The 22,436-nt window shown below is 73.6% G+C and carries 19 protein-coding genes, 4 tRNA genes and 1 pseudogene; 15 read left to right on the top strand and 9 right to left on the bottom strand.

Annotation, left to right across the window (positions count from 1 at the left end):
* Nucleotides 1-34 precede the first annotated feature (34 nt).
* The 4 genes from ACWGKU_RS27325 to ACWGKU_RS27310 all read right to left on the bottom strand — a co-directional run bounded on the left by ACWGKU_RS27325 (nt 35) and on the right by ACWGKU_RS27310 (nt 812).
* Nucleotides 35-108, bottom strand: a tRNA-Phe gene (locus ACWGKU_RS27325).
* Nucleotides 109-135: 27 nt separating this feature from the next.
* Nucleotides 136-209, bottom strand: a tRNA-Asp gene (locus ACWGKU_RS27320).
* Nucleotides 210-272: 63 nt separating this feature from the next.
* A tRNA-Glu gene (locus ACWGKU_RS27315) sits at nt 273-345 on the bottom strand.
* A 125-nt stretch (nt 346-470) separates the two neighbouring features.
* Nucleotides 471-812, bottom strand: a complete 342-nt coding sequence (locus ACWGKU_RS27310; protein WP_359897958.1) for a metallopeptidase family protein — start codon at nt 810-812, stop codon at nt 471-473.
* A gap of 70 nt (nt 813-882) precedes the next feature.
* Here ACWGKU_RS27310 and crcB (ACWGKU_RS27305) point away from each other — a divergent pair, with 70 nt between their 5' ends.
* From crcB (ACWGKU_RS27305) to ACWGKU_RS27285, 5 genes are all read left to right on the top strand, one after another.
* Complete coding sequence (gene crcB / locus ACWGKU_RS27305; protein WP_452191601.1) at nt 883-1,446, top strand: fluoride efflux transporter CrcB; 564 nt, start codon at nt 883-885, stop codon at nt 1,444-1,446.
* Nucleotides 1,443-1,841 (top strand): DUF190 domain-containing protein, encoded by a 399-nt coding sequence (locus ACWGKU_RS27300; RefSeq protein ID WP_452180340.1) that lies wholly within the window; start codon nt 1,443-1,445, stop codon nt 1,839-1,841. The genes crcB (ACWGKU_RS27305) and ACWGKU_RS27300 overlap by 4 nt, the downstream gene beginning before the upstream one ends.
* On the top strand, nt 1,838-2,212 hold the full coding sequence (crcB, locus tag ACWGKU_RS27295; protein ID WP_452180339.1) for a fluoride efflux transporter CrcB: 375 nt from the start codon (nt 1,838-1,840) through the stop codon (nt 2,210-2,212). The genes ACWGKU_RS27300 and crcB (ACWGKU_RS27295) overlap by 4 nt, the downstream gene beginning before the upstream one ends.
* A gap of 1,158 nt (nt 2,213-3,370) precedes the next feature.
* A complete protein-coding gene (locus ACWGKU_RS27290; RefSeq protein WP_452180338.1) occupies nt 3,371-5,359 on the top strand; it encodes a DEAD/DEAH box helicase in 1,989 nt (662 codons plus the stop codon).
* A 187-nt stretch (nt 5,360-5,546) separates the two neighbouring features.
* Nucleotides 5,547-6,374, top strand: coding sequence for a TIGR02452 family protein (locus tag ACWGKU_RS27285; protein ID WP_452180337.1), 828 nt, complete (start codon nt 5,547-5,549; stop codon nt 6,372-6,374).
* A 15-nt stretch (nt 6,375-6,389) separates the two neighbouring features.
* Here ACWGKU_RS27285 and ACWGKU_RS27280 read toward each other — a convergent pair whose 3' ends face one another.
* Together ACWGKU_RS27280 and ACWGKU_RS27275 are read right to left on the bottom strand one after the other, a co-directional pair.
* The gene (locus ACWGKU_RS27280; protein WP_452191599.1) at nt 6,390-6,725 is read right to left on the bottom strand and encodes a hypothetical protein; all 336 of its coding nucleotides are present in this window, start codon (nt 6,723-6,725) and stop codon (nt 6,390-6,392) included.
* Nucleotides 6,726-6,865: 140 nt separating this feature from the next.
* Nucleotides 6,866-7,960: a hypothetical protein gene (locus tag ACWGKU_RS27275; protein ID WP_401044378.1), complete on the bottom strand. Its 1,095-nt coding sequence runs from the start codon at nt 7,958-7,960 to the stop codon at nt 6,866-6,868.
* A gap of 101 nt (nt 7,961-8,061) precedes the next feature.
* Between ACWGKU_RS27275 and ACWGKU_RS27270 the strand changes: the two are divergent.
* Nucleotides 8,062-8,520: pseudogene (locus ACWGKU_RS27270) on the top strand (RICIN domain-containing protein); the annotation flags it as partial.
* 7 nt (nt 8,521-8,527) lie between these two features.
* Here the strand turns inward: ACWGKU_RS27270 and ACWGKU_RS27265 are convergent.
* Nucleotides 8,528-9,223, bottom strand: coding sequence for a tyrosine-protein phosphatase (locus ACWGKU_RS27265; RefSeq protein ID WP_380547001.1), 696 nt, complete (start codon nt 9,221-9,223; stop codon nt 8,528-8,530).
* Between the two features lie 111 nt (nt 9,224-9,334).
* Nucleotides 9,335-10,096, bottom strand: a complete 762-nt coding sequence (locus ACWGKU_RS27260) for an SDR family oxidoreductase (RefSeq protein WP_380547003.1) — start codon at nt 10,094-10,096, stop codon at nt 9,335-9,337.
* Between the two features lie 125 nt (nt 10,097-10,221).
* Between ACWGKU_RS27260 and ACWGKU_RS27255 the strand changes: the two genes are divergently transcribed.
* The 7 genes from ACWGKU_RS27255 to ACWGKU_RS27225 all read left to right on the top strand — a co-directional run bounded on the left by ACWGKU_RS27255 (nt 10,222) and on the right by ACWGKU_RS27225 (nt 17,661).
* Nucleotides 10,222-11,019 (top strand): nucleotidyltransferase domain-containing protein, encoded by a 798-nt coding sequence (locus tag ACWGKU_RS27255; RefSeq protein WP_380547004.1) that lies wholly within the window; start codon nt 10,222-10,224, stop codon nt 11,017-11,019.
* Between the two features lie 47 nt (nt 11,020-11,066).
* A tRNA-Lys gene (locus ACWGKU_RS27250) sits at nt 11,067-11,139 on the top strand.
* A gap of 834 nt (nt 11,140-11,973) precedes the next feature.
* Nucleotides 11,974-13,332 carry a DUF6002 family protein gene (locus ACWGKU_RS27245; protein WP_401044383.1) on the top strand — a complete coding sequence of 453 codons (1,359 nt, stop codon included), beginning with the start codon at nt 11,974-11,976 and terminating at the stop codon, nt 13,330-13,332.
* 103 nt (nt 13,333-13,435) lie between these two features.
* Complete coding sequence (locus ACWGKU_RS27240; protein WP_401044386.1) at nt 13,436-14,617, top strand: hypothetical protein; 1,182 nt, start codon at nt 13,436-13,438, stop codon at nt 14,615-14,617.
* A complete protein-coding gene (locus ACWGKU_RS27235; RefSeq protein ID WP_401044389.1) occupies nt 14,614-15,948 on the top strand; it encodes a hypothetical protein in 1,335 nt (444 codons plus the stop codon). The genes ACWGKU_RS27240 and ACWGKU_RS27235 overlap by 4 nt, the downstream gene beginning before the upstream one ends.
* A gap of 28 nt (nt 15,949-15,976) precedes the next feature.
* Complete coding sequence (locus ACWGKU_RS27230) at nt 15,977-16,624, top strand: methyltransferase (protein WP_380547010.1); 648 nt, start codon at nt 15,977-15,979, stop codon at nt 16,622-16,624.
* An 89-nt stretch (nt 16,625-16,713) separates the two neighbouring features.
* Nucleotides 16,714-17,661, top strand: a complete 948-nt coding sequence (locus ACWGKU_RS27225; protein WP_452180335.1) for an ATP-grasp domain-containing protein — start codon at nt 16,714-16,716, stop codon at nt 17,659-17,661.
* Between the two features lie 89 nt (nt 17,662-17,750).
* Here ACWGKU_RS27225 and ACWGKU_RS27220 read toward each other — a convergent pair whose 3' ends face one another.
* Nucleotides 17,751-19,265, bottom strand: coding sequence for an MFS transporter (locus tag ACWGKU_RS27220; RefSeq protein ID WP_452180334.1), 1,515 nt, complete (start codon nt 19,263-19,265; stop codon nt 17,751-17,753).
* A gap of 635 nt (nt 19,266-19,900) precedes the next feature.
* Here ACWGKU_RS27220 and ACWGKU_RS27215 point away from each other — a divergent pair.
* Complete coding sequence (locus ACWGKU_RS27215; RefSeq protein WP_452180333.1) at nt 19,901-21,598, top strand: LCP family protein; 1,698 nt, start codon at nt 19,901-19,903, stop codon at nt 21,596-21,598.
* 154 nt (nt 21,599-21,752) lie between these two features.
* On the top strand, nt 21,753-22,214 hold the full coding sequence (locus ACWGKU_RS27210) for an SRPBCC family protein (protein ID WP_452180332.1): 462 nt from the start codon (nt 21,753-21,755) through the stop codon (nt 22,212-22,214).
* Nucleotides 22,215-22,436: the final 222 nt, after the last annotated feature.

Below are 22,436 nucleotides of genomic sequence, written 5' to 3'. Positions count from 1 at the left end.
CCGTAGCGAATTCGCTACGGGGGCTTCCCGGTTGTGGCCAGGGCCGGGGTCGAACCGGCGACCTTCCGCTTTTCAGGCGGACGCTCGTACCAACTGAGCTACCTGGCCGTACTGCACCGTCTCTTGCGAGACGAGCGATCCCGACGGGACTTGAACCCGCGACCTCCACCTTGACAGGGTGGCGAGCTAACCAACTGCTCCACGGGACCTAGAAGTGGCGAACCACTCAGGGTCTTGCGGTCTTGCGCACTGCACTTTACTACGGTACTGCGTGCCCCCAACGGGATTCGAACCCGTGCTACCGCCTTGAAAGGGCGGCGTCCTGGGCCACTAGACGATGAGGGCTTGCGGCCTGTCCCGCTGTTTCCAGCGTTCGGGGACGTCGAGAAGCATATGGGATGCAGGGCGGATCGCCAAAACGGGTTTCGCCCGGGTGGGGGTGCGGGGTGGGTGGGGCCGGTGGCCGGGGGTCAGGACCAGCCGAGTTCGTCGAGTTCGTGGTCGTCGAAACCGAAGTGGTGGGCGACCTCGTGGATGACGGTGGTGCGGACCTCCTCGACCACCTGCTCGCGGGTCTCGCAGTGGCGCAGGGTGGGGCCGCGGTAGATCAGGATGCGGTCGGGCAGGACGCCCGCGTACCACTCGCCGCGCTCGGTGAGCGGGGTGCCCTCGTAGAGCCCGAGGAGCTCCGGGTCGCTCGGGTCGGGCTCGTCCTCGACGAAGACCGCGACGTTGTCCATCATGGCCGCGAGGTGCGGGGGGATCTGGTCGAGGGCGTCGCCGACCAGCGTCTCGAACTCTTCCCGGGTCATCTCCACCGGATCATTGTCCGGTGTCGGATGACGGTGTGCCAGGTGGCGGAGCCCGGTGTTTGATGGGGCTATGACGACCTCGGAGGGCGCCGTGGACGACGCCGCGGGCGGCACCGCGGGCGGCACCGCGGGCGGCACCGTGGACGGCGCCGCGGCGCGGGCCCGCCGGCCCGGCCGGCCGCCGGTGCTGCGCGGGCAGGGGCGGGCGGTGGCGGTGGTCGCGGCGGGCGGGGCGATCGGCGCGTCCGCGCGGTACGCGGCCGGGCTCGGCTGGCAGACCGGCCCGACGGCCTTCCCCTGGACGACGTTGCTGGTCAACGTGGTCGGCTGCGCGGTGATCGGGGTGTTCCTGGTGGTGATCACCGAGGGGCGCCAGGCGCATCCGCTGGTGCGGCCGTTCTTCGGCACCGGCGTGCTGGGCGGGTTCACCACCTTCTCGACGTACGCGGTGGACATCCGCCGCCTGCTGGAGGGCGGCCGGACCGGGCCCGCCCTGGCGTACCTGGGGCTGACCCTGGTGGGCGCGCTGCTCGCGGTGTGGGCGGCGGCCGGGCTGACCCGGCGTCTGATCCACCGGGTCGTCCGCCGCGGGGCCGGGCGGGGCGCCGCGGAGCGGGCCGGGGGTGCGCGATGAGCCGACTGGGCGGGCCGGCGCTGCGGCTGACCGTGCTGATCGGGGAGAGCGACCGCTGGCACCACCGACCGCTGTACAGCGAGATCGTGCACCGGGCCCGGGAGGCCGGGCTGGCCGGGGCGAGCGTGTTCCGGGGCATCGAGGGGTTCGGGGCCTCGTCGCTGGTGCACACCACGCGGCTGCTGTCACTGAGCGAGGACCTGCCGGTGGCGGTGGTGATCGTGGACGAGGAGGAGCGGGTGCGGGCGTTCCTGCCGCAGCTGGACGGGATGGTGGCGGAGGGGCTGGTGCTGCTGGACCGCTGCGAGGTGGTCACCTACGCGGGGCGCGGGGCGGAGGAGGGGTCGGGCCGGGGGCCGGGCCGGGAAGCGGGCCCGGGGGAGGCGGCGGAGTGAACTGGCTGCTGGTGGCGGCGGGCGCGGTGGTCGGCGCGCCGCTGCGGTACCTGACCGACCGGGCGGTGCAGTCCCGGCACGACTCGGTGTTCCCGTGGGGGACGTTCACGGTGAACGTGGTCGGCTGCCTGATCCTCGGGCTGGTGACCGGCGCGGTGGCGGCGGGCGCGGCCTCCTCGAAGGTCCAGCTGCTGCTGGGGACGGGGCTCTGCGGGGCGCTGACCACCTATTCGACCTTCTCGTACGAGACCCTGCGGCTGTCCGGGACCGGCGCCGGGCGGTACGCGCTGGCCAACGTGGCCGGCAGCGTGCTGGCCGGGCTGGCCGCGGTCTACGGGGGCGCGGAGCTGGCCTCGGCGCTCTGGGGCTGAGCGCGGACACCGGAGAGGCGCCGGAGGGGCGCCGGACGAGCCCTGAGCGGCCCCGGGACGGCCCTGGACGGCCCCGGGGCGGGCCCCTGGGCGCCGGCCCCGCCGGGCGAGCTTGCGCGCTGCCCGTGTCCCGCCGGGCCGGGCGCGCGTTGGGCACCGAAAGCGGCCGCGCGCGAGTGGGCGGCCCGGGTGGGGCGGTAGAGAGGGACCTCAGTGGCTTCGGTGCGGGCGGCGCGGACGGTGCGGACGGTGCGGGCGGTACGGGCGGTGCGGGTGCGGCTGGCCGCGGCGCGTCCGGCTCCGGGGCGGGTGGCGGCGGTCCCGTGCTCGCGCGCGGTGCGGGCGGCGGCGCTGCTGACGGTGGCCGGGCTCGGGCTGACCGGGTGCATGTCGGTGGGTCCGGCGGCGGAGGAGAAGCACGGCGTGGCGCCGGTCGGGCAGGCCGGGCCGGCGGTCCGGCCGGGGGCGACGGGCGGGCCCTCGGCCTCGCCGGGCTCGGGGCGCCCGGGCGGGGCCTCGGGGCACCCCGAGCGGTCGGGGGGCCTCCAGGGCGACGGTGGGTCGAACGGGGCCGCGTCGACGGTGCCCGGCGAGGCGGTCCCGGGGGCGAACGGCGCGGTGGCCGGGGTGGTCCCGGTGCCGGGGGCGGGCGCTCCCGACGGTGGTCCGGGCGGTGGTTCGGCGGGCGGTACGAACACAAGTCCCGTTCCGCACCCGGGCGGTGGAGTGGGCGGCTCCGGCGGCGCGGCGGGCTCCGGCGGTACCGGCGGGGCGGGCGGCACCGGGGACGGCAGGTCCGGCGGCGGCTCGGCCGGGGGGCCCACGACCACCCCGAGCAGCCGCCCGTCCGGCACGCCCGCACCGGAGCACAGCTCGCCCGCCGCGACCGTCCCGCCGGCCCCGGACCCGTCCTCCGGCAGCTCCGGTTCCTCGGCACCGAGCCCGCGCGCGGCCGGGCATTAGTGGATTGAGCAGGGCATTTGCCTCCGATCCCCAGGTTCGTCTATGGTGGTAGATCGTTCGTTTGATCCATTTGACTGGCGCCCTATTCCCATCTGGCGCCCTTGGCGCGTTCCGGCGATCCGTGGCTGACCGCATAGAGGCGGTTGTGAAACAGAACCCCGGACTTTGGCGCGTGCCACTTCCGGAAGGTTTTGCATGTCTCTCGTTGACGACGCCCGCTTCGCCATGCCCGCGAACGAGGCCGCCGCCGATGTCACCGACTCCGACGACACCATCGACACCACCGCGGACGAGGTGATCGCCGAGGCCGAGGAGGCCACCGAGGAGGCGGCCGCCGAGCCCACCATCACCTTCGGCGACCTGGGCCTGCACGACGACGTCGTGCGTGCCCTCGCCAAGCGCGGTGTCACCACCCCGTTCCCGATCCAGGCCGCGACCATCCCGGACGCCCTGGCCGGCAAGGACGTGCTGGGCCGTGGCCGCACCGGCTCCGGCAAGACCCTGAGCTTCGGCCTGCCGCTGCTGACCCGCCTCGCCGACGGCGAGCGCACCAAGCCCAAGCACCCGCGCGGCCTGATCCTCGTCCCGACCCGCGAGCTGGCCATGCAGGTCGCCGACGCCCTGGAGCCGTTCGGCTCGGTGCTCGGCCTCAAGCTCAAGGTCGTCTGCGGCGGTACCTCGATGTCGAACCAGATCTACGCGCTGGAGCGCGGCGTCGACGTCCTGGTCGCCACCCCCGGCCGTCTGCGCGACCTGCTGAACCGTGGCAGCGCCAAGCTGGCCGACGTCCGGACCGTCGTGCTCGACGAGGCCGACCAGATGGCCGACATGGGCTTCCTGCCCGAGGTCACCGAGATCCTCGACCAGGTGCCGAGCGGCGGCCAGCGCCTGCTGTTCTCCGCCACCCTGGAGAACGAGATCGACACCCTGGTCAAGCGCTACCTGAAGAACCCGGTCACCCACGAGGTCGACCCGTCGGCCGGTGCGGTCACCACCATGACCCACCACATCCTCGTGGTGAAGCCCAAGGACAAGGCGCCGATCACCAACGCGATCGCCGCCCGCAAGGGCCGCACGATCATCTTCGTCCGCACCCAGATGGGCGCCGACCGCGTCGCCGAGCAGCTCATCGAGGCCGGCGTGAAGGCCGACGCGCTGCACGGCGGCATGACCCAGGGCGCCCGTACCCGCGTCCTCGGCGACTTCAAGGACGGCTACGTCAACGTCGTCGTCGCCACCGACGTCGCCGCCCGTGGCATCCACGTCGACGGCATCGACCTGGTCCTCAACGTGGACCCGGCCGGCGACCACAAGGACTACCTGCACCGCTCCGGCCGCACCGCCCGTGCCGGCCGCTCCGGCGCCGTCGTCACCCTGGTGCTGCCGCACCAGCGCCGCGGCGTCTTCCGCCTGATGGAGGACGCGGGCGTCGACGCCAGCCGCCACATCCTGGACCACGCCTTCGACGCGGAGGTCGCCAAGATCACCGGCGCCCGTTCGCTGACCGAGGTCCAGGCCGAGAGCGCCGCCAACATCGCCGGTGCCGCCGAGCGCGAGCTCGCCGACATGACCCGCCAGCTGGAGCGCGCGCAGCGCCGCGCCACCGAGCTGCGCGAGGAGGCCGACCGCCTGTCCGCCCGTGCGGCGCGCGAGCGGGCCGAGCTGGGCATCGAGGACGAGGAGCCGGCCGCCGAGGCCGAGTCCGTCGAGGCTTCGGAGACCGTCGTCGAGACCGCCGCCCCGGTGGCCGAGGAGCGCACCCCGGCGTACCGCGAGGCGCGCAACGAGCGTCCGGCGTTCGGCCGTGACCGCGACGACCGTGGCGGTCGTTCCGGCGGCTTCAACCGTGACGACCGCGGTGGCCGTTCCGGTGGCTTCGGTGACCGTGACAACCGTGGCGGCGGCTTCAACCGTGACCGCGACGACCGCGGCGGCCGCTCCTTCGGCGACCGTCCGGCCCGTTCCTTCGGCGACCGCCCGGCCTTCGGCCGTGACCGCGACGAGCGCGGCGGCAGCAGCCGTCCGTTCGCGCGCCGCGACGACCACCGCTCCGGCGGCCGTCCGCAGTCCGACCGCGGTGGCTTCAACCGTGACCGCGGCGGCTTCGGTGCCGGCCGTGACCGCGAGGACCGTCGCCCGGGCGGTTTCGACCGCGACGACCGCAAGCCGCGCTGGAAGAACTGACGCCGCACCGGCGGTAGTCGACCGCCGGCCCGGCTGAACGTACGAAGGGCCCGCTCCGTCCCCCGGAGCGGGCCCTTCGTGTTTCCCCGGCTGCCTCGCGTTCCCCCGCGCCGGCCCCCGGGATGTTGTTCTGGGAGTGAGAATAACCTGTGGCGCGCGGGCGCTGCGGTCCCGTAGCGTCGCGGCCATGAGCAGCAGACTGCACGATGTGGCGCGCGTGAACGAGGAGATCGCCGAGCGGGGGAGCTACCGGACGGCCGGGGGCGAACTCGTGCAGGTGGGGGAGGAGTTGGGGGCGGCGCGGGCCGGCACGGTGTCCTACGCGCCGGAGCGGCTGGACGCGCTGCTGGCGGCGGGCGACCGCGGGCCGGGGCCGGCGGCCGGACGGATCGAGGTGACGGCCGAGGGCAGCATCCAGGCCGCCCGCCGACTGGTCGGGGCCGGGGCGGGGCCGGTCGGGGTGCTGAACTTCGCCTCCGCGCGCAACCCCGGCGGCGGCTACCTGCGCGGCGCCCGCGCCCAGGAGGAGGACCTGTGCCGCAGCGCGCTGCTGTACAGCTGCCTGCTGGAGGCGCCGGACTACTACGAGGCGCACCGGGCCTCCACCGACCTCCGGTACAGCCACCGGGTGGTCGTCTCGCCGGCGGTGCCGGTGATCCGGGACGGGCGCGGAGAGCTGCTGGCGCAGCCGTACCCCGTCACCTTCCTGACCTCGCCCGCGCCCAACGCCGGGCAGCTGGAACGGCGTTCGGCCGGTGCGGACGTCCGGGGCGTGCTCGCCGAGCGGGCCGTGCGGGTGCTCGCGGCGGCGGCCCGGCACGAGGTGCGCGCGCTGGTGCTCGGGGCCTGGGGCTGCGGGGTGTTCCGCAACGACCCGGCGCAGGTCGCCGAGGCCTTCGAGGGGGCGCTGGCCCGGTACGGGGCGGCCTTCGATCAGGTGGTGTTCGCGGTCTGGGACCGCTCGCCGGTCTCGGCGAACCGGGCCGCCTTCGAGGCCCGGTTCACCGCGGGGTGACCGTCCGGTGGTCGGCTACTTCCGGCGGGCGGCGAGCGCCGTGGCGGCCGTGGTGGCCGCCGCGACCACACCGGTGACGGCGAAGACGGACGGCCAGGCGCCGATCCGCTTCGCCAGTGGGTGCGAGCCGCCGAAGGCCGCCACGTACAGGCCGGTCAGCGCCGCCGCGGTGCCCGCACCCGCGCTGCGGCGCCACTGCGCGGCGGCCCCGGCACCGGCCACCGCCAGCACCGCGCCGCCCAGTTCGCGCCGGCCGCTCCACCGGGCGACGCCGTAACCGCCGACCAGACCGCTCGCCGCGGTCAGCGCGGCGGGCGCGGCGGCCGTGAACACGTTCGGGACCTTCGCCATCGTCGACTCCACTCGTGGGGGGCTGTGTCGTTTTCCGACCATAACCCGGTGAACGAACGGGGCCGCCGGGGCCTCCCGCCGGAGCGCCGGCAGCGCCGGCAGCGCCGACAGCGCCGTCCACCGGAGCGCCGCCGGGCCTCCTACCGGAACGCCTCCGCGGGCGTCTGCCCCGGCACCGTGGCGGCCAGCCGGCGGGCGGCCTCCGCCGGGTCGAGCACCCGCTCCAGCCGCAGGTCGCCCGGGACCTCCTGGATGAACCGCCCGGCCGACCAGCTCCGCTCGTACGGCAGCGGCTCCAGCACCAGGGTGCGCACGCCGTCCACCACCGGGATGTCGCTCGGCGTCCCCTCGTTCCACACCCAGGAGCCGTCCGGGGCGACCAGGTTGAAGGCGCCGGTGGCGACCACCCGGCGGCCGTCCAGGAACGCCGTCCGGGCCAGTGCCACCACCTCCCGGTCCTGCGGGGTGCCGGGCAGGTGACCGCCGCCGATCAGCACGTCGGCGAGCAGGGTGTGCAGCTGGAAGGTGTCGCTCAGGCCGCTCATCCGCAGCAGGTAGCCGGTGCCGGTGGGGCGGTCGAGCACCAGCAGCGGCTCGTCGTCCAGCATCAGCGCCAGGTGGACCAGGCCCTTGAAGTCGTGCTGCTCGCCCTGGTAGCGGTCGAACAGCTCCAGGATCACCTCGGTCACGCCCGAGGCGCGGGCCTCGGCCCGGACCTCCGGGTGCGCGTACACCGCCCAGGCCGCCTGCTGCCACAGGTGCAGCGTCCACCAGGCGACCACGGCCAGGTGGGCGTGCCACTCGTCCAGGTGCGCCGGGTCGGCGATCCGCTCGTGCGCCTCGGCCGGATCGTCCTCCTCCGCGCCGGGCAGCGGGCCACCGCCGGTGGAGACCCAGCGCCGCACCAGCAGCTGCGCGCCGGTCAGCGCCCCGCGCAGTCCGGCCAGCACCGGGCCGGAGCAGGCGACCGGGTCGGCGCCGTGCTCCACGCAGGCGCCCACCACCATGGCCAGGTGCGCCCGGGGGAACGGCGGGGCGTCCGGCAGCAGGGCGGCCAGCCGGGGACCGGCAGCTGCCTGCTCCGCCGGGTCGGCCGTGCCGAACAGCCCGCCGACCAGCCCGAGGGCGGGCCCGAACCGCTCGTCGTCCCCGGCCGCGACCACGGCCTCCAGGGCGGCCACGGCTTCGGAGAAGGTGGGCTGTTGACGGTGCGACGGTATCTGCTCGGTGGACATTCGCCGCAGCATAGGGGGCGGAGCCGGTCCGGCGGAAACTCCTCCGCGCCCCGGCCCGCCCGGGCCGTACGCGGGCCCCTGTCGGTGCCCGGTGGCAGACTTCGACCGTGACGGACTCCGAGATCACCGACGGCAACTACCTGGTCCGCAACGTCGGGAGCGGCCTGCTGCTGCAGGTCGCCGACGCCTCCCGGCGCAGCGGTGCCCGGATCGTCCTCGGCGCGGACGACGGCAGTGACGCCCAGCTCTGGCGCCTCGCCGCCGTCCACCCGGGCGGCGCGCTGTTCCACATCGAGAACGCCGGCAGCGGCAAGCGCCTGGACGTCACCGGCGCCTCGACGGACGACGGCGTCCGGATCCAGCAGTGGTCGGCCAACGCCTTCGGTGCCCAGGAGTGGCTGCTGGAGGCCCACGTGGACGCCCCGGGCACCTACACGGTCACCAGTTTCATCAGCGGCAAGCCCCTGACGGCGGGTGACGCCCCGGAGGCCGACGTCCACCAGAGCGAGGACGTCGACGCCCCGGCCCAGTGGTGGCGCTTCGAGCGCCGGGAGGGCTGAAGGCCCGTCAGTCCGCGAGGTTGGCGCGGGCGGCGTCGAGTTCGGCGTCCGTCGTGCCGTGGTGGCGGAGGTAGTCGGGGATCGTGCCGTGGTGGTCGTGGATCCAGGCCAGGGAGGAGACCAGGAGCTCGGCGTCGACCGGGCGGGAGAGGCGCTCGGTGCCGGTCTCGTCGAGGTACGGGGTGGGGCCCTTGTCGAGGCCGAGGCCGATGTTGGAGAGCAGGAAGTCGGCGGTGATCTCGGCCTCGGAGGCGCCCAGCAGGGACTGGAGGACGGCGATGGTGAGCCCGGTGCGGTCCTTGCCGACGGCGCAGTGGACGACGGCGGCCAGCGCGTCCGGAGCGGCGAGGCGGCGGACGACGGCGGCGAGCGAAGGGCCGGCCGTCGAGGCCATGAAGGGGTAGAGGGCGGCCTGGTCCTCGGGCCAGGGCCGGTCGGCGTCCTCGGGGTGCGGGGGAAGGGTCGGCAGACCGAGGGTCTCGTGGTCGAGGCAGTGCCGCTGGTCCGGCCAGGCCTCCAGCTCGTACGCGCTGCGCAGGTCGAAGACCGTCCGCAGGCCGAGGGCCTTGAGCCGCCGGGCGCCCTCCTCGGTGAGGGTGTGGAAGGACCCGGAGCGGTACAGCACGCCCCGGCGGAGGGCGCCGATCCCGCCCGCGTCACGGAAGTTGCGCACACCGGGGATGTCGATGAAGGCGTCGGTCATGGCCACCACGGTACGGGCGGGCGCGGGCGGGAGGAAGGAGGAGTGCGACGTCGGCGGCCCGGCGGGAGGACACCGTCCGAAACCGGCCCCCGCCGGTGGGCGACCGGCTGCTCAGCGCCCGCCCGAGACCTCCAGGAACGCCCCGGTGGTGTACGAGGCCGCCGGGGAGAGCAGGAAGAGGATCGCCTCGGCGACCTCCTCCGGCTGCCCGCCGCGCCCCATCGGCAGGCCGGGCGCGACCCGGTCGACCCGGCCGGGCTCGCCGCCGAGCGCGTGGATGTCGGTGTGGATCAGCCCCGGCCGCACCGCGTTGACCCGGATGCCCTCGGCGGCGACCTCCAGGGCGAGGCCGCGGGTCATCGAGTCCACCGCGCCCTTGGCGGCCGCGTAGTCGACGTACTCGTTCGGCGAGCCGATCCGGGAGGCGGCCGAGCCGACGTTGACGATGGCGCCGCCCCGCCCGCCGTGCCGGGTGGACATCCGGCGGACGGCCTGGGCCGCGCACAGGAACGGGCCGGTGATGTTGGCGGCCCAGATCCGGGTCAGCCGGTCCTCGTCGATCTCCTCCAGCCGGCACTGCTTCTCCAGCGTGCCGGCGTTGTTCACCAGCCCGGTGAGCGGGCCGAGCTCGTCGTCCACGGTGGTGAACAGCCGCTCCACCTCGGCGGTGCGGGTGACGTCGGCGCGGACCGCGAGGGCGGTGCCGCCGCCGGCCCGGATGGCGTCCACCACGGCGGTCGCCGAGGCCTCGTCCGTACGGTAGTTGACGCAGACCCGGTAGCCGCGGCGGGCGGCCAGCAGGGCGGTGGCGGCTCCGATGCCGCGGCCGGCGCCGGTGACGATCAGGACCTCGTCGGTGGGAGTGGTCGACATGGACCGAACGCTACCCGGCGGCCGGGCGGCCCGGACCGGAATTCGCTCGCCCGGCGCGGCCCGCTCGGCGAGGATGCCCGGACGAGGATGTGGTGCCCGCCCGTCCGTCCGAGAGGAGTCCGCCGATGTCCACCACGACCGCCGTTCCCGGCGTCGCCTCCGTTCCCGGTGTCGCCTCTGTTCCCGGCACGGTGCTGCTCTCGGGCATCGTCGGCTCCACCGCGTACGGCTTCGCCCACGCCGGCTCCGACCTCGACCGGCTGGGCCTGTTCGCCACCCCCACCGAGGAGTTGCACGGCCTGCACCGCCCGGCCGAGTCCCACGTCACCACCGCGCCCGACGTCACCCTGCACGAGGCCGCCAAGTGGTGCCGACTGGCGCTGGGTTGCAATCCGACCGCCTCCGAACTGGTCTGGCTGCCGGACGAGCTGTACGAGGTCCGCACCCCGCTCGGCGACGAACTGGTCGGCCTGCGCGCGGCCTTCCTCAGCGCTCCGGCCGTGCGGAAGGCCTACCTCGGCTACGCCGACCAGCAGTTCCGCAAGCTGTTGACCCGCGACACCGCCGACCCGGCCGCCCGCCGCCGGGCCGCCAAGCACGCCCGGCACCTGGTCCGGCTGGTCGAGCAGGCCGTCCGCCTGCACGAGACCGGCCGCAACCTGATCCGGCTGCCCGACCCCGAACGCATCCGCGAACTCGGCGAACGCATCGCCGACCGCCCCGCCCTCGCGGAGGGTCTGCTCGCCGACGCCGCCGACCGGCTGGCCGGCCGCGGTGTCCTGCCCACCGCCCCCGACCAGCGCCCCGTCGAGGCCTGGCTCCGCCGGGTCCGCGCCGTTCACTACACCCCGCCTCAAGTCCCGCTCCACGAGCCCGGCACGCCCGCGCAATCCACTGGCGGAGCCCTGGGCCCCACCGGGTAGGATCGCCGTGGTCCTTCCGCCCGGGCATCCGGGCGAGCTGGGGCCGCGGGCCACTAGCTCAATTGGCAGAGCTGCGGACTTTTAATCCGTAGGTTCAGGGTTCGAGCCCCTGGTGGCCCACGTGGTCGAGGCGAGTCCGGGCGTCCTCCCTTCGGGGAGGGCGCCCTTCGTCGTGATCGGCACGGTATCGGCGCGGTGCAGGGCGGGGCGCCGCGGGCGACGTGTCATCCGGCGGGGCCGCGGCGGGAGTTCCGTCGTTCGGCGACCCGGCGGAGGCGGTGCTCGGCGGCTCCGGCGGCCGGGTCCCGAAGGGCCGGGCCGGATCATCGGCGAGGTCGTCGCGGAAAGGAGTCCACAGGACAGTTCGTGTCCATGCGGACCATGAATTCTCGGACATCCGGACGAACAGCCCCCAAGGTGCGGCAATTTCACCCGGGCTGTCCGGCTCCCTGAATCCCTTGCGCCAGGTGAGGTCCGGATCGGAGGAAATTGCTCCACAGATGGTCGTTTGTCCCGCAAGAGGGGTGAACGGGGGGCAATGTCGTAGCGAAATGGACGCGATGTAACCTGCGTCACACCGAAGGGTCGTTGACCGGGGACGGTCAATGAATCAATACTCTCGACAAGCAGCTGCCGTATCACCCGTCCGCACAAAATTTCACCGAATCATCCGGGGTTGAGAGGTTTCGCGGACGCGAAGGCTCAACGGGTGGGGTCGAGCCGGCGGAGGAGTCCGACCCGCTTTCGGTCCTGGAATTCGCCGGGTTCCGCGCGGCGCCTGGGGGCCGCGATCGGCATGGTGTGTCGATGTTGTGTGCACTGGGTTTGTCTTTCGTCATGACCAGGGTCGCGGCCCACTTTCTCGGTTTCCCTGACGGCCGTCACCGACCTGCGCGAGCACGACCGTGCAGGCGCGCGGGCGGATTCGATCTCCGGTGGAAAGAGGCAGGAAAAGTGATTCTCGACAACGCTCTCGTCCGGTACTACGAAGAGATCCGTTCAGTCCTGCGGGACCTCCTGGGCGGCCCGGAGAAGGCCGACGCCGAAGGATTCACGCCGGGCGTCGAATTGCCCGAACTCACCGAGGCCATGCGCGAGTACCTCGCGGTCTCCGGCCTCGGCCACGAGGCCATGCCGTCGTACCGGGGCCGGAACCTCGCGCTGCTCGACCTCACGCGCAACCCGGCCACCATGACGACCAAGACCTTCGCCTCGCTGGTCATCGTGGCCAGGGCGGTCCGCTTCGTCCAGGACACCGGCCGGCGGGTCACCATCGTCACGCCCTCCTCCGCCAACAAGGCCATCGCCATGCGCGACGCGGTGCTCCGGGCCGTCCGGACCGGTCTGGTGGACGCCGACCGGCTCAACGTCATCACGGTGGTCCCCGAGGGGGCGGTGGCCAAGCTGCGCAGCTCCGAGCTGTTCACCGACCCCGGGCTGCGGGCGCGCAACCCGATCGCGGTGTACGGGGGCGAGGATCCCGGCACCGTGAAGGCCATCGCCCTCGGGCTGGTCGACGAACACCGGAGCGCTCTGGAGAAGGAGTGCGAGACCAACCTCTGGTACACCCTCCAGCTGGAGAACTACCTGGCGGCGGACGTGGTCAGGGCGCTGGCCGAGGCCGACCTGTTCCCCTCGGCGCCCGGCGAGGCCCGGCTGCACGTGCACTCGGTCTCCAGCGCCTACGGGCTGCTCGGCCACGCCCACGGCCGCAGCCGGCTCCCCGCGGACGTCCGCTCCCGGACCCTGCCGCCGCACTACTTCCTGGTGCAGCACCTGGGCGCTCCCGACATGGTGCTCAGCCTGTACAACGAGGGCTCCACCGACACCGGGAACCTCCCGGCGTACTCCTACGACGCGGGGACGGGACTGTTCACGCAGAGCGCCGACCCGCGGTACCCCGCGCAGACCTTCGATCCGCGGGAGACCCTCGACCCGACCTTCTACACCCGCAACCCGCCCACCTCGCCCCGGATGAACGAACTCATCCGCACCCAGGGCGGCGGCGGCATCGTCGTCTCGCTCGCGGAGTGCCTCGGCCGCTACGGGCAGGTGCGCTCGCTGCTCGGGGAGGCCGGCGTGCGGCTGCCCGCGAACCCCACCGCGCTGCGCGAGTGGTCCCTGGTGATGGCGATGACGGGCCTGCTCAACGCCGTCGACCGGGGGCTGGTGCCCGAGACCGACATCCTCGTGCACGGCTCCGGCAGCTACTCGGCGACGGACTACGGCCACCTCACCGTCCGGGACCTGCACCCGGTGAGCACCGCCGAGGACCTGCGGCGCGTGGTGCTGGACGCCACGCCCTCCGCCTGACCGCTCGCGCGGGGCCCCGCTCCGCGACCACACCGCTCCGCGACCGCCCCGCTCGCCACCGCCGCCCCGCTCGCCACCGACGACCCGCCGAGGTGATAGCCCCGTGGTCCCTGCCGTCCCGCCCCCGCGCGCCACGCCGCACCAGCGGCTGCGCATGCACACCGGTTACCACTGGCGCAACAGCGGCAACCGGGTCCTGACCACCGCACGGACCGCCTGGGACACCCGGGACGGGGCCGGCTTCCCGGCCGTCCGCTCGGAGGCCGGGGGACTGTCGGTGAGCTACGCGGGCCTCGCCGAAGGCCTCGCGTACACCCTGGAGTTCACCGAGCTCCGACGCGACGCCGACGTCCACGGCGTCCGGCGCCGGACCGGCCGGCTCACCGGAGCCGCCCTCCGGGACCCCGCCCGGCTGCCCGACGCGGACATCGTCATCGTCGGTACGAGCGCCGAGCGGGCCCGCGCGCTGCCGCGCGAGGCCTCCCTCATCGTGCCGATGCGGGTGCACTTCGTGATCGACTTCGACGCGGACCCCGACACCGTCCGGCAGCGCATCTCCAAGCGCGAGCGCCAGCAGTTCAAGCACGACCTGCGCGACCACGCCTGGACCTGGGGGCTCAGCCGGGACCCGGCGTGGTTCGACCACTTCTACGACCGGCTCTACCGCCCCACCATGTTCCAGCGCCACGGGGACCGGGAGCGCACCGAGACCAAGGACGTCTCCTACGAGTGCCTCTTCCGCGGCGGCCGGATGTTCGTCCTGCGGCAGGACGGCGAACCGATCGGCGGAGCGCTCTGCCACTGGGACCGGGCATCGGGGACGATGACCCTGCGCCTGCTGGGCGTGGTCGACGGCGCGCGGGAGCACTACGACAGCGGCGCCTTCAAGGCGATCTACCACTTCCTCATCGACTGGTGCGCCCGCCACGGCGTGCGCCGCCTCGACTTCCAGGGCACCGAACCCTTCGTCAGCAAGGGCACCTACCAGTGGAAGCGGCGGTTCGGCACCAGTGTGCTGCCGCCGCCCAACCACTTCGGCGCCAAGCGGCTCTGGCTGCAGGTCCGCGCCGACACGCCGGAGGTGCGGGACTACCTGGTCGCCAATCCGGTCCTGGCCGAGAGGGCGGACGGGACCCTGGAGGCGGTCTACTTCCGCGACGCGCGGCGCGCCCCCCGGCTCGACTACTCCGCCAAGTCCCCGGGAGTGGCGGGGGTGCGCGAGGTGGACCTCGACGAATTCCTCGCCGGCGCGGCGCGCGGGCCCGCCGGAAGGGCCCGCAGATGACCGCCCCGTGGTACGGCACCGCACCGCCGCCGCTCGACAACCGGCTCGAACTGCCCGCCGTCCAGCGGGAACTGGCCCGGGTGGAGGACGGCGAGTACGCCCGGGTGGTGCCGGTCGCGTCGTCCCTGCGGCCCGTCATGCTGCCGCGTTCCTCCTACGACGAGCTGTTCACCGCCACCGCGGACCTGCTGGCGCTGCTGCGCCGCACGCTGCTGGAGCGCGCTCCGACGGCGGCCGGCCGGATCGCCGCGCTCGGTGCCGACGAGCGGATGTACCCCCTCGTCATGGACGGCCCGGCCGAGGAGGACTACGCCACCTGCATCGCCCGGCCCGACGTCATGGTGGGCGCCTCCGGCCCCAAATTCCTGGAGTTCAACATCGGCTCCGGCATCGGCGGGGTGGTGGACACGGCACTGCACACCGCCGCGTGGGTGGCGGCGTTCGGCGGCCCGGAGCGGATGCCCTTCGACGCGGTCGATCCGCTCGCGGTGCGCGACGAGCTCTTCGTGCACGCCGTCCGGGCCCTGGGCGTCGAGCCCGCGGTCGCGATCGTCGGCACGCTCCGGGACTTCGGCGGTCCCCCCAGCCGCTACTTCGAGATCCAGGAGGAGTCGCTGCGCCGCCGCGGCCTGGCGGCCGAGACGTTCGAGCCGGAGGACCTGCTCGACGGACTCGGGCTGCCGGGAGAACCCCGCTACCGGCTCGGACTGCGCCACTTCACGATCCTCGAATGGCTCGGCCACGGCATCGACCTCGGGCCGGTGCGGACGGCCCTGGACGCCGGCGTGCGGTTGATCGCGAGCCAGACCGCGTACCTGATCGCCAACAAGAAGGTGCTCGGCTGGGTGTCCGAGGGGCGGCCGTGGATGACGGACCGGGACCGGCGGACCGTCGAGCGCTACCTGCCGTGGACCCGCGTGGTCGGGGACCGGCCCGTCGAGCGGCACGGCCGGACCGTGCCGCTCCCGGAACTGCTCCTGGAGCGCCAGGAGGAGTTCGTGCTGAAGCCCGCCGTCGGGATGAGCGGGCAGCGCGTCCTGGTGGGCCGTTCGTGCCCGCCGCGGGCCTGGCGGGCGGCGGTGACCGCGGCCGCCGCGGCGCGGGACCACATCGTCCAGGAGTGGGTGGAACCCGTGCCGTACCGGATGGAGTTCGCCGGTCCGGACGGATCCGGCAGCCACCAGGCCGAGGTGGTGCCGGTCTTCAGCCCCTTCCTGTTCGACGGGCGGGCCGCCGGCTGCATGGTGCGCTACCTCCCGCCCGACCGGGACGGCGTGGTCAGCATCCACGGCCACGGAGCCCTGTCGAACGTGGCGTTCGCGCTCCGCTGACCCCCGCGACTCTCCCCAGGAGGACGACATGACGACCTACTCGCGTGCCGACTACGGGCCGGTGTCCGTGTCCTACACGGCCGAACTCGACGGCGGCGGCAACACCTTCGGCCGGGCGTACGAGCCGTTCGTCCGGTCCCGGTTCGGCCGGGTCGGATCGGTCTTCGAGTGGTGCGCCGGCCCCGGGTTCATCGGTTTCTCCCTGCTGGCGGCCGGCCTGTGCGATTCGGTCGACCTGGGCGACGTGAACCCCGCCGCCGGGGACGCGGTCGAGCGGACCATCGCCGAGAACGGTCTGCGCGGCCGCGCCCGCTTCCACCTCTCCGACGGCTTCGACGACGTGCCGGCGGACCTCCGCTGGGACCTGATGGTCGGCAACCCGCCGCACGTCAACCAGGACGCGGCCGCCTCGGACTACCAGCGTTCCCACTCGCCGCTGATCTGGAAGGACACCGACTGGGCCATCCACGGTGCCTTCTACGACGCGGCGGCCGAGCGGCTGCGGCCCGGCGGCTCGGTCCTCATCCAGGAGAACCACCGGTTCTCCGCCCCGGAGGACTTCACGGAGATGGTCGGGAAGGCCGGCCTGGAGGTCGTCGGCGCCTTCGGATGCGGCGAGGGCCGCGAGGACTACTACTTCCTCTGGTCCCGGCTGCCCGAGTCCCGGACGTCCTGAGGCCCCCGCTCCGGGCACCCGTTCCACGCCGACCACCGGACACCACAGCGCGAGGAGAGCGCATCATGCCGCGTCCCATGATGAATCCCGTGATCACCTGGATCTACCAGTCCGAGGACCTCGACCCCGCGGGGGTCGAGGCGTTCGAACGGGGCATCACCCGGCGCTACTCGGCGCTCTCCCGGCCCCGCGGCCTCGACTTCCGGGTGATCAGCGCCACCGAACTGGTGCCGTCCTGCGTGGGTGGCAGGCCGGTCCTGCGCCACGGCGACGAGGACCTGCTGGAGCGGCGGCAGTGCTTCATCGTCGAGGACATGGCCACCGACCCGCAGGGCCTCCAGGCGCTGCGGGCCGTCTACCGCACCATCGAGGCGAGCGACTCCGTCCTGCTCAACCGCTCGTACACCGGCCCCGACTACCTGGAGCGCGACAAACTCGCGCAGCTCCAGCACGCCGCCGGCCTGGGCATCCGGACCGCGGACACCGTCGCCGTGCCGCCCGGCAGGTACGCCCGGCGGGTGCTCGGGGAGGTGCGGCGCGGGCTCGGCGACGGCCCCTACATCGTCAAGCCCCGTGAACTGACCGGCGGTTACGGCGTGCTGCGGGTCGACTCCGAGCAGCAGCTCGGCGCGGTGATCGACCTCGTCGCCCAGGCCGTCGGCGGGTACCTGGTGCAGCCGCTGATCCCGCACTCCGGCGACATGCGCGTCTTCATGGCCGACGGTGAGGTCGTCTCCTCGCTGACCCGCCGCCCCCGCCCCGGCGGCTACCTGGCGAGCGTCAGCCAGGGCGGGTCCGTGGAGGTGAACCGGGACCACGACCAGGTCGCGGACCAGTGCGCCCGCATCGCCCGCGACCTGCGGGCCGAGTGGATCTGCGTGGACTGGCTGATGACGGACTCCGGTCCGGTCCTCAACGAGTGGAGCACCGCTCACGGCGGCTTCACGGTGATGCCCGAGCCGGAACTCGGCAGGGTCGCCGACGCCTTCTTCGGCTGGATAGGCCGACGCTTCGAGGGGAAGCCGCCCGGCCGCTGAGCCCGGGACGGTCCGGTCCGCGGGCCCGTGCCGCAGCCGCCCGACAGAGCGGGCGCGGTACGGGCCCTGCCCGTCGTTCGGACCGGCTCTCAGGCCCGGGTGGCCGGGCCGAACGCCCGGCGCAGCCGGACCGTCCAGACGATCGCGGCCGCGAGCGCGATCGAGGCCACCGCCGTGGCCATCCCGGCCTGGATGCCGACGGAGACGGTGATGCTGCTGGCCACCAGTGCGCCGAGCGGGACGCCCAGGCCCGAGGACAGCATCCGGCGGGTGGTGTTGACGCGGCCCTGGAGCTCGGGCGGCGTCACCTCCTGGGAGTAGGTCATCGTGTTCACCAGGACGACGAGGTACGCCGTTCCCCACACGGCCAGGGCCACCAGCGCGACCAGCCAGTTGGAGGTGAGGACGACGACGAGGCCGAGCAGCGCCCCGACCGGCAGCACGCCGAGGAGCAGCGGGAAGGCCTCGAAGCGCCGCCGCAGCCGGGGCAGCAGCAGGGAGCCGCCGATGCCGCCGGCGCTCCAGGCCATGTAGAGCAGGCCGATCCGTCCGTCGGAGCCGTGGATGCCCAGCGCGCGGTCGGCGAAGACGACCAGCTGGCCGACGATGGCGCCGCCGGAGAAGGACTGGAGGGTGCCGACCACGGTCATGATCCGCAGCGTGGGGTGGCCCGCCAGGAACCGCAGCCCCTGGCCTATGGATTCCTTGAAGCCCGGTCGCTCGGTGCCCGGGGTGGCGGTCCGCGGCGCGACGTTGACGACCGCCCTGATGAACAGCGCCGACACGGCGAAGCTCAGGGCGTCGAGGGCGAGCGTGCCGGCCGGGCGGAACAGCGCGATGAGGCCGCCCGCCACGGCGTTGCCGACGATCCGGACGACGGTCTCCGCCCCGTAGAGGGCGCTGTTGGCCTGGGTCAGGCCCTCCTTCCCGACGATGTCGGGGACGAAGCCGTAGACGCCCGCGTCGAAGAACAGGGCGAGGCCGGCGGACAGGAACGCCACCAGCATGACGTGCCATGCCGTCAGCGCCCCCAGGGCCCAGGCCAGGGGCACGGTGGCGAGGCAGAGGGCGTTGAGCCAGTCGGTAGCGATCATCAGGGTGCGGCGGTCCACGCGGTCCGCGACGGCGCCCGCGATCAGGCCGAAGGCCAGGTAGGGCAGCGTTCCGGCGGCCGCGACCAGGGAGACCAGCAGCGGCGACCCGCTCTCCTGGAAGACCAGGACGGGGAGCGCCACGGTGGTGATGGCGGACCCGAGGCCGGAAACGGCGCGGGAGAGCCAGAAGTTGCGGAACCCCTCGATGCGGCGGAGGGGGATCGCCTGCGCGGTTGACATCTCGTGATCGGTTTCCGTTCCTTCGGTGGCGGTGGCGGTGGCGGTGGCGGTGGCGGTGGCGGTGGCGGTGGCGGTGGCGGTGGCGGTGACGGTGGCGGTGGCGGTGACGGTGAGTGGTGCTGGTGGCGGCGTGGTGCGGCCCGGGCGGCGGGTGATCTCCTCGTGCCGGACCGGGATCTGACGGTTCGACAGTCCGCGCCGGGCGTCGTCGGTCCGGTGTGCCGCGGTGCCGCCTCGGTGGGGCGGGCGGCCGAGAAAAACGGTCGACACCCGGAGCCGGGCCGGTGGCCGGGTGGGTGTCGACCTGAGCCGAGGGGGGTCTTCGCGGGGCCCGGGAGGGCGGGTCGTGCGGGCCGGGCCGCTCGTTGTCGGCGGACGCGGGGGGTGCCGGCACTCGGGCGGGCCGACGGTGACGTCTCCACAGCGCGGTGTCTCGGGCGGCCGGTTCGGAAATCACGAAACATTCGGCACTGTAACAGTTCGTTGCGCTCATGACACCCGGGTGAGGCCCGTCGCGGATCTCCACGCGGCGCGGGCCGCGGGGGAGTGCGGCGAGCTCCGGAGCGGCCGGGGGACGGGACGTCGCGCAGTGGCGTGAGTCACGCTGGAGCCGGGCGATTTCGGCTGTTCTGTCTGGATGTTGCCCGTTGATTGGTGGGATTGCTCCGGGCCGGAGGTCGGTGATCGTGTCGGGCCTAAATATGATCGGAAGCCACGATCGTCGGTTAGTGGTGACGGTCGTATGTGCAACCTGGGAACGGTCCGGACCGTCTCTCTGTGTGCGGTGCGCCGGATCGTCAGGGGCGTCGCTTCCGTCGGTGAAAGGTACGCGCATGTCAGGTCGGAGGGGCGAGAGCCCGGCTCGGGGCGAAGGCGTGCCCGCGACGGAAGACGCCGCGGGATCCGTGCCCTCCCCGCGTGCCGGCGGCCGGGCGGAGGCCCGTCGCGCCGCCCAGGGCAAGGGCGGACGCGGCGGTGGCGGCGGCGGGAAAGCGGAGGCCGCGTCGGCGGGTGGTGGCCGGGCCGCCGCCCGCAAGAGTGCCAAGCCCAAGAAGAACGTGAAGAAGATCGTCGCCTGGTCGACGGCGGGCGTGCTGGTGGTCATCGCCGGCGTCGGCGGCGCGATCTACCTCAAGCTGAACGCCAACATCAAGTCCTTCGACGGCGACGCGATAGCCCGCAACCGTCCCCCGGAGGCGAAGGCCGACGCGGACGGCAACAAGCCGGTCAACATCCTGCTGATCGGTTCGGACAGCCGCGGCAAGAACAACGCGGACCTCGGCGGCGGCGAGGACGGCGGCGCCCGTTCGGACACCACGATCCTGTTGCACGTCTACGCCGATCACAAGCACGCCGTGGGGATCTCGATACCGCGCAACGCCAAGGTCGAGCTGCCGTCCTGCAAGCTGCCCAACGGCAAGTGGACCAAGGGCGGCAACACCGACCTGTTCAACGCCGCGTTCTCGATGGGCGGCAGCGACGACGGCAACCCGGCCTGCACCCAGAACACGGTGGAGAAGCTCACCGGTATCCGCGTCGACCACACCCTCGTGGTCGACTTCAACGGCTTCGCCTCGATGACCTCGGCCGTCAACGGCGTGGACATCTGTCTGCCGAAGCCGATCTACGAGGGTGACATCAACCCCAAGCTGAAGAAGAAGGGCGACCTCGTCCTTCCGCAGGGCAAGCAGACCGTGGAGGGCCAGAAGGCGCTCGACTACGTCCGGCTGCGGCACGGCATCGGCGACGGCTCGGACATCGGCCGGATGAAGCGCCAGCAGGCGTTCCTCGGATCGCTCGCCAGCAAGATCAAGAAGGACGGGATGAACCCCACCACCCTTCTGCCGCTGGCCGACGCCGCGACCAAGTCCCTGGTCGTCGACCCCGGCCTGGACTCCGCCGACAAGCTGCTCTCCTTCGGCCTGTCGCTGAAGAACATCGACATGCACGACCTCAAGTTCGTGACGGTTCCGTGGCGTTACCGCACCCAGGACCAGGACCTCGACCTGGTCCAGGCGGACGCCAACAAGCTCTGGGAGACCCTCAAGGCCGACCAGACCATCGACGGCCAGAACGCCACCGGCCAGCAGCCGGACGCCCCGGCCGACGGCACCAGCCCGGCCCCGCAGCAGCCCGCACCGCCCACCACCCCGGCCGCCCCGGCCGCGGACACCGCCAACTCGGCGATCAGGGTGGCGGTCTACAACGGAACGAGCGTCAACGGCCTGGCCGGCAAGGCGACCGAGCAGTTGAAGGGCGCCAAGTTCGCCGCCAGCACGGCGGGCCAGGCGGCGAGCACCAAGTACAGGACCACCACGATCGAGTACGGATCCGGGCAGAAGGCGAACGCCGAGAAGGTCGCCGCGCTGTTCCCGGGCGCCGGCCTGGAGCCCAGCAGCGCCCGGGGCATCTCGGTGATCGCCGGCCAGGACTTCGCCGCCGCGATGGGGATGGCCACCGGTGCCCCGGCCGGCGGCGGCGCGACGGCCGCAACCCCGGGCGTCCCGGCGCCCCCGCAGCCGCTGCCGACCACCATCACCAACGACGCCCGTTCCGCGGACGACGACATCTGCGCGAACACCAGCTACGGCAGCGGCGGCTGACCGCACCCACCGGATACCACGGGGACGACCCCCGGGCCGGCGTCCTCCGGGGCGCGCGGGCCCGGGGGTCGTGCCATGGTGGGCCTGGGGCCGTACGTCCCGGGGCCGAACGCCCCCGGGCGGGGACCCAGCGGTCACCGCGAAAGGCGGACCCATGCCCGAGATCGCCCTCCAGTTCGACATCGCCGCGCCCCGGGCCGTGGTGCTCGCCGCGCTCACCACGCACGACGGGCTGACCTCCTGGTGGACCACCGGCGTGGACCGGGACGGCGACGTCCTGCTGTTCGACTTCCCCGACGTCCCCGAGCCGTTCCGGCTGCGGGTGGAGCGGACCGACCCGGACCGGGTGGTGTGGACCAACGCCGGGTCCTTCCCGCCGCACTGGGCCGGCACCTGGATCAGCTGGGAACTGGCCGAGCTGCCCGCGGCCCCCGGCGTCCCCGCGGCCCCCGACCGGTCGGCGGCCCCCGAGGCCCCCGCCGCCCCGGACCGGCCCGCCGCGTCCGGGCGCACCCGGCTGCTGTTCCGGCACGGCGGCTGGCAGCCGGGCAGCGAGGAGGGCGTCCCGGCGGTGGCCGGCACCTGGGCCGAACTGCTGGTCCGGCTCAAGGACTAAGCGCAGAGCGGCAAGGTGCAGCCCTACTTCGTCACCGCGCACCGCCACGACGCCCCGTGAGCACTCCGTGAGCACCCCGTGGGCGCCCGGTGACGGCCCGGCGGCCGGTCGCCCGTCCATCCTGCAGCTGGACGCCGACTATCTGGAGGACGTGGCAGATCGCACATTTGCCGCCCTGGCCGAGCGGTCCGGACTGGCGGTCAGCCTCCCGGAGGAGGCCCT

It is taken from the genome of Kitasatospora sp. NPDC054768 (genome assembly GCF_053612025.1).
This window is presented reverse-complemented; position numbering and strand designations above follow the sequence as displayed.

Excerpts from the sequence above, each read along its gene's own strand:
- ACWGKU_RS27310 (WP_359897958.1), bottom strand. The coding sequence starts at position 812 with ATGACCCGGGAAGAGTTCGAGACGCTGGTCGGCGACGCCCTCGACCAG.
- crcB (WP_452191601.1), top strand. The coding sequence starts at position 883 with ATGACGACCTCGGAGGGCGCCGTGGACGACGCCGCGGGCGGCACCGCG.
- ACWGKU_RS27300 (WP_452180340.1), top strand. The coding sequence starts at position 1,443 with ATGAGCCGACTGGGCGGGCCGGCGCTGCGGCTGACCGTGCTGATCGGG.
- ACWGKU_RS27290 (WP_452180338.1), top strand. The coding sequence starts at position 3,371 with ATGTCTCTCGTTGACGACGCCCGCTTCGCCATGCCCGCGAACGAGGCC.
- ACWGKU_RS27285 (WP_452180337.1), top strand. The coding sequence starts at position 5,547 with ATGAGCAGCAGACTGCACGATGTGGCGCGCGTGAACGAGGAGATCGCC.
- ACWGKU_RS27280 (WP_452191599.1), bottom strand. The coding sequence starts at position 6,725 with ATGGCGAAGGTCCCGAACGTGTTCACGGCCGCCGCGCCCGCCGCGCTG.
- ACWGKU_RS27275 (WP_401044378.1), bottom strand. The coding sequence starts at position 7,960 with ATGTCCACCGAGCAGATACCGTCGCACCGTCAACAGCCCACCTTCTCC.
- ACWGKU_RS27265 (WP_380547001.1), bottom strand. The coding sequence starts at position 9,223 with ATGACCGACGCCTTCATCGACATCCCCGGTGTGCGCAACTTCCGTGAC.
- ACWGKU_RS27260 (WP_380547003.1), bottom strand. The coding sequence starts at position 10,096 with ATGTCGACCACTCCCACCGACGAGGTCCTGATCGTCACCGGCGCCGGC.
- ACWGKU_RS27255 (WP_380547004.1), top strand. The coding sequence starts at position 10,222 with ATGTCCACCACGACCGCCGTTCCCGGCGTCGCCTCCGTTCCCGGTGTC.
- ACWGKU_RS27235 (WP_401044389.1), top strand. The coding sequence starts at position 14,614 with ATGACCGCCCCGTGGTACGGCACCGCACCGCCGCCGCTCGACAACCGG.
- ACWGKU_RS27230 (WP_380547010.1), top strand. The coding sequence starts at position 15,977 with ATGACGACCTACTCGCGTGCCGACTACGGGCCGGTGTCCGTGTCCTAC.
- ACWGKU_RS27210 (WP_452180332.1), top strand. The coding sequence starts at position 21,753 with ATGCCCGAGATCGCCCTCCAGTTCGACATCGCCGCGCCCCGGGCCGTG.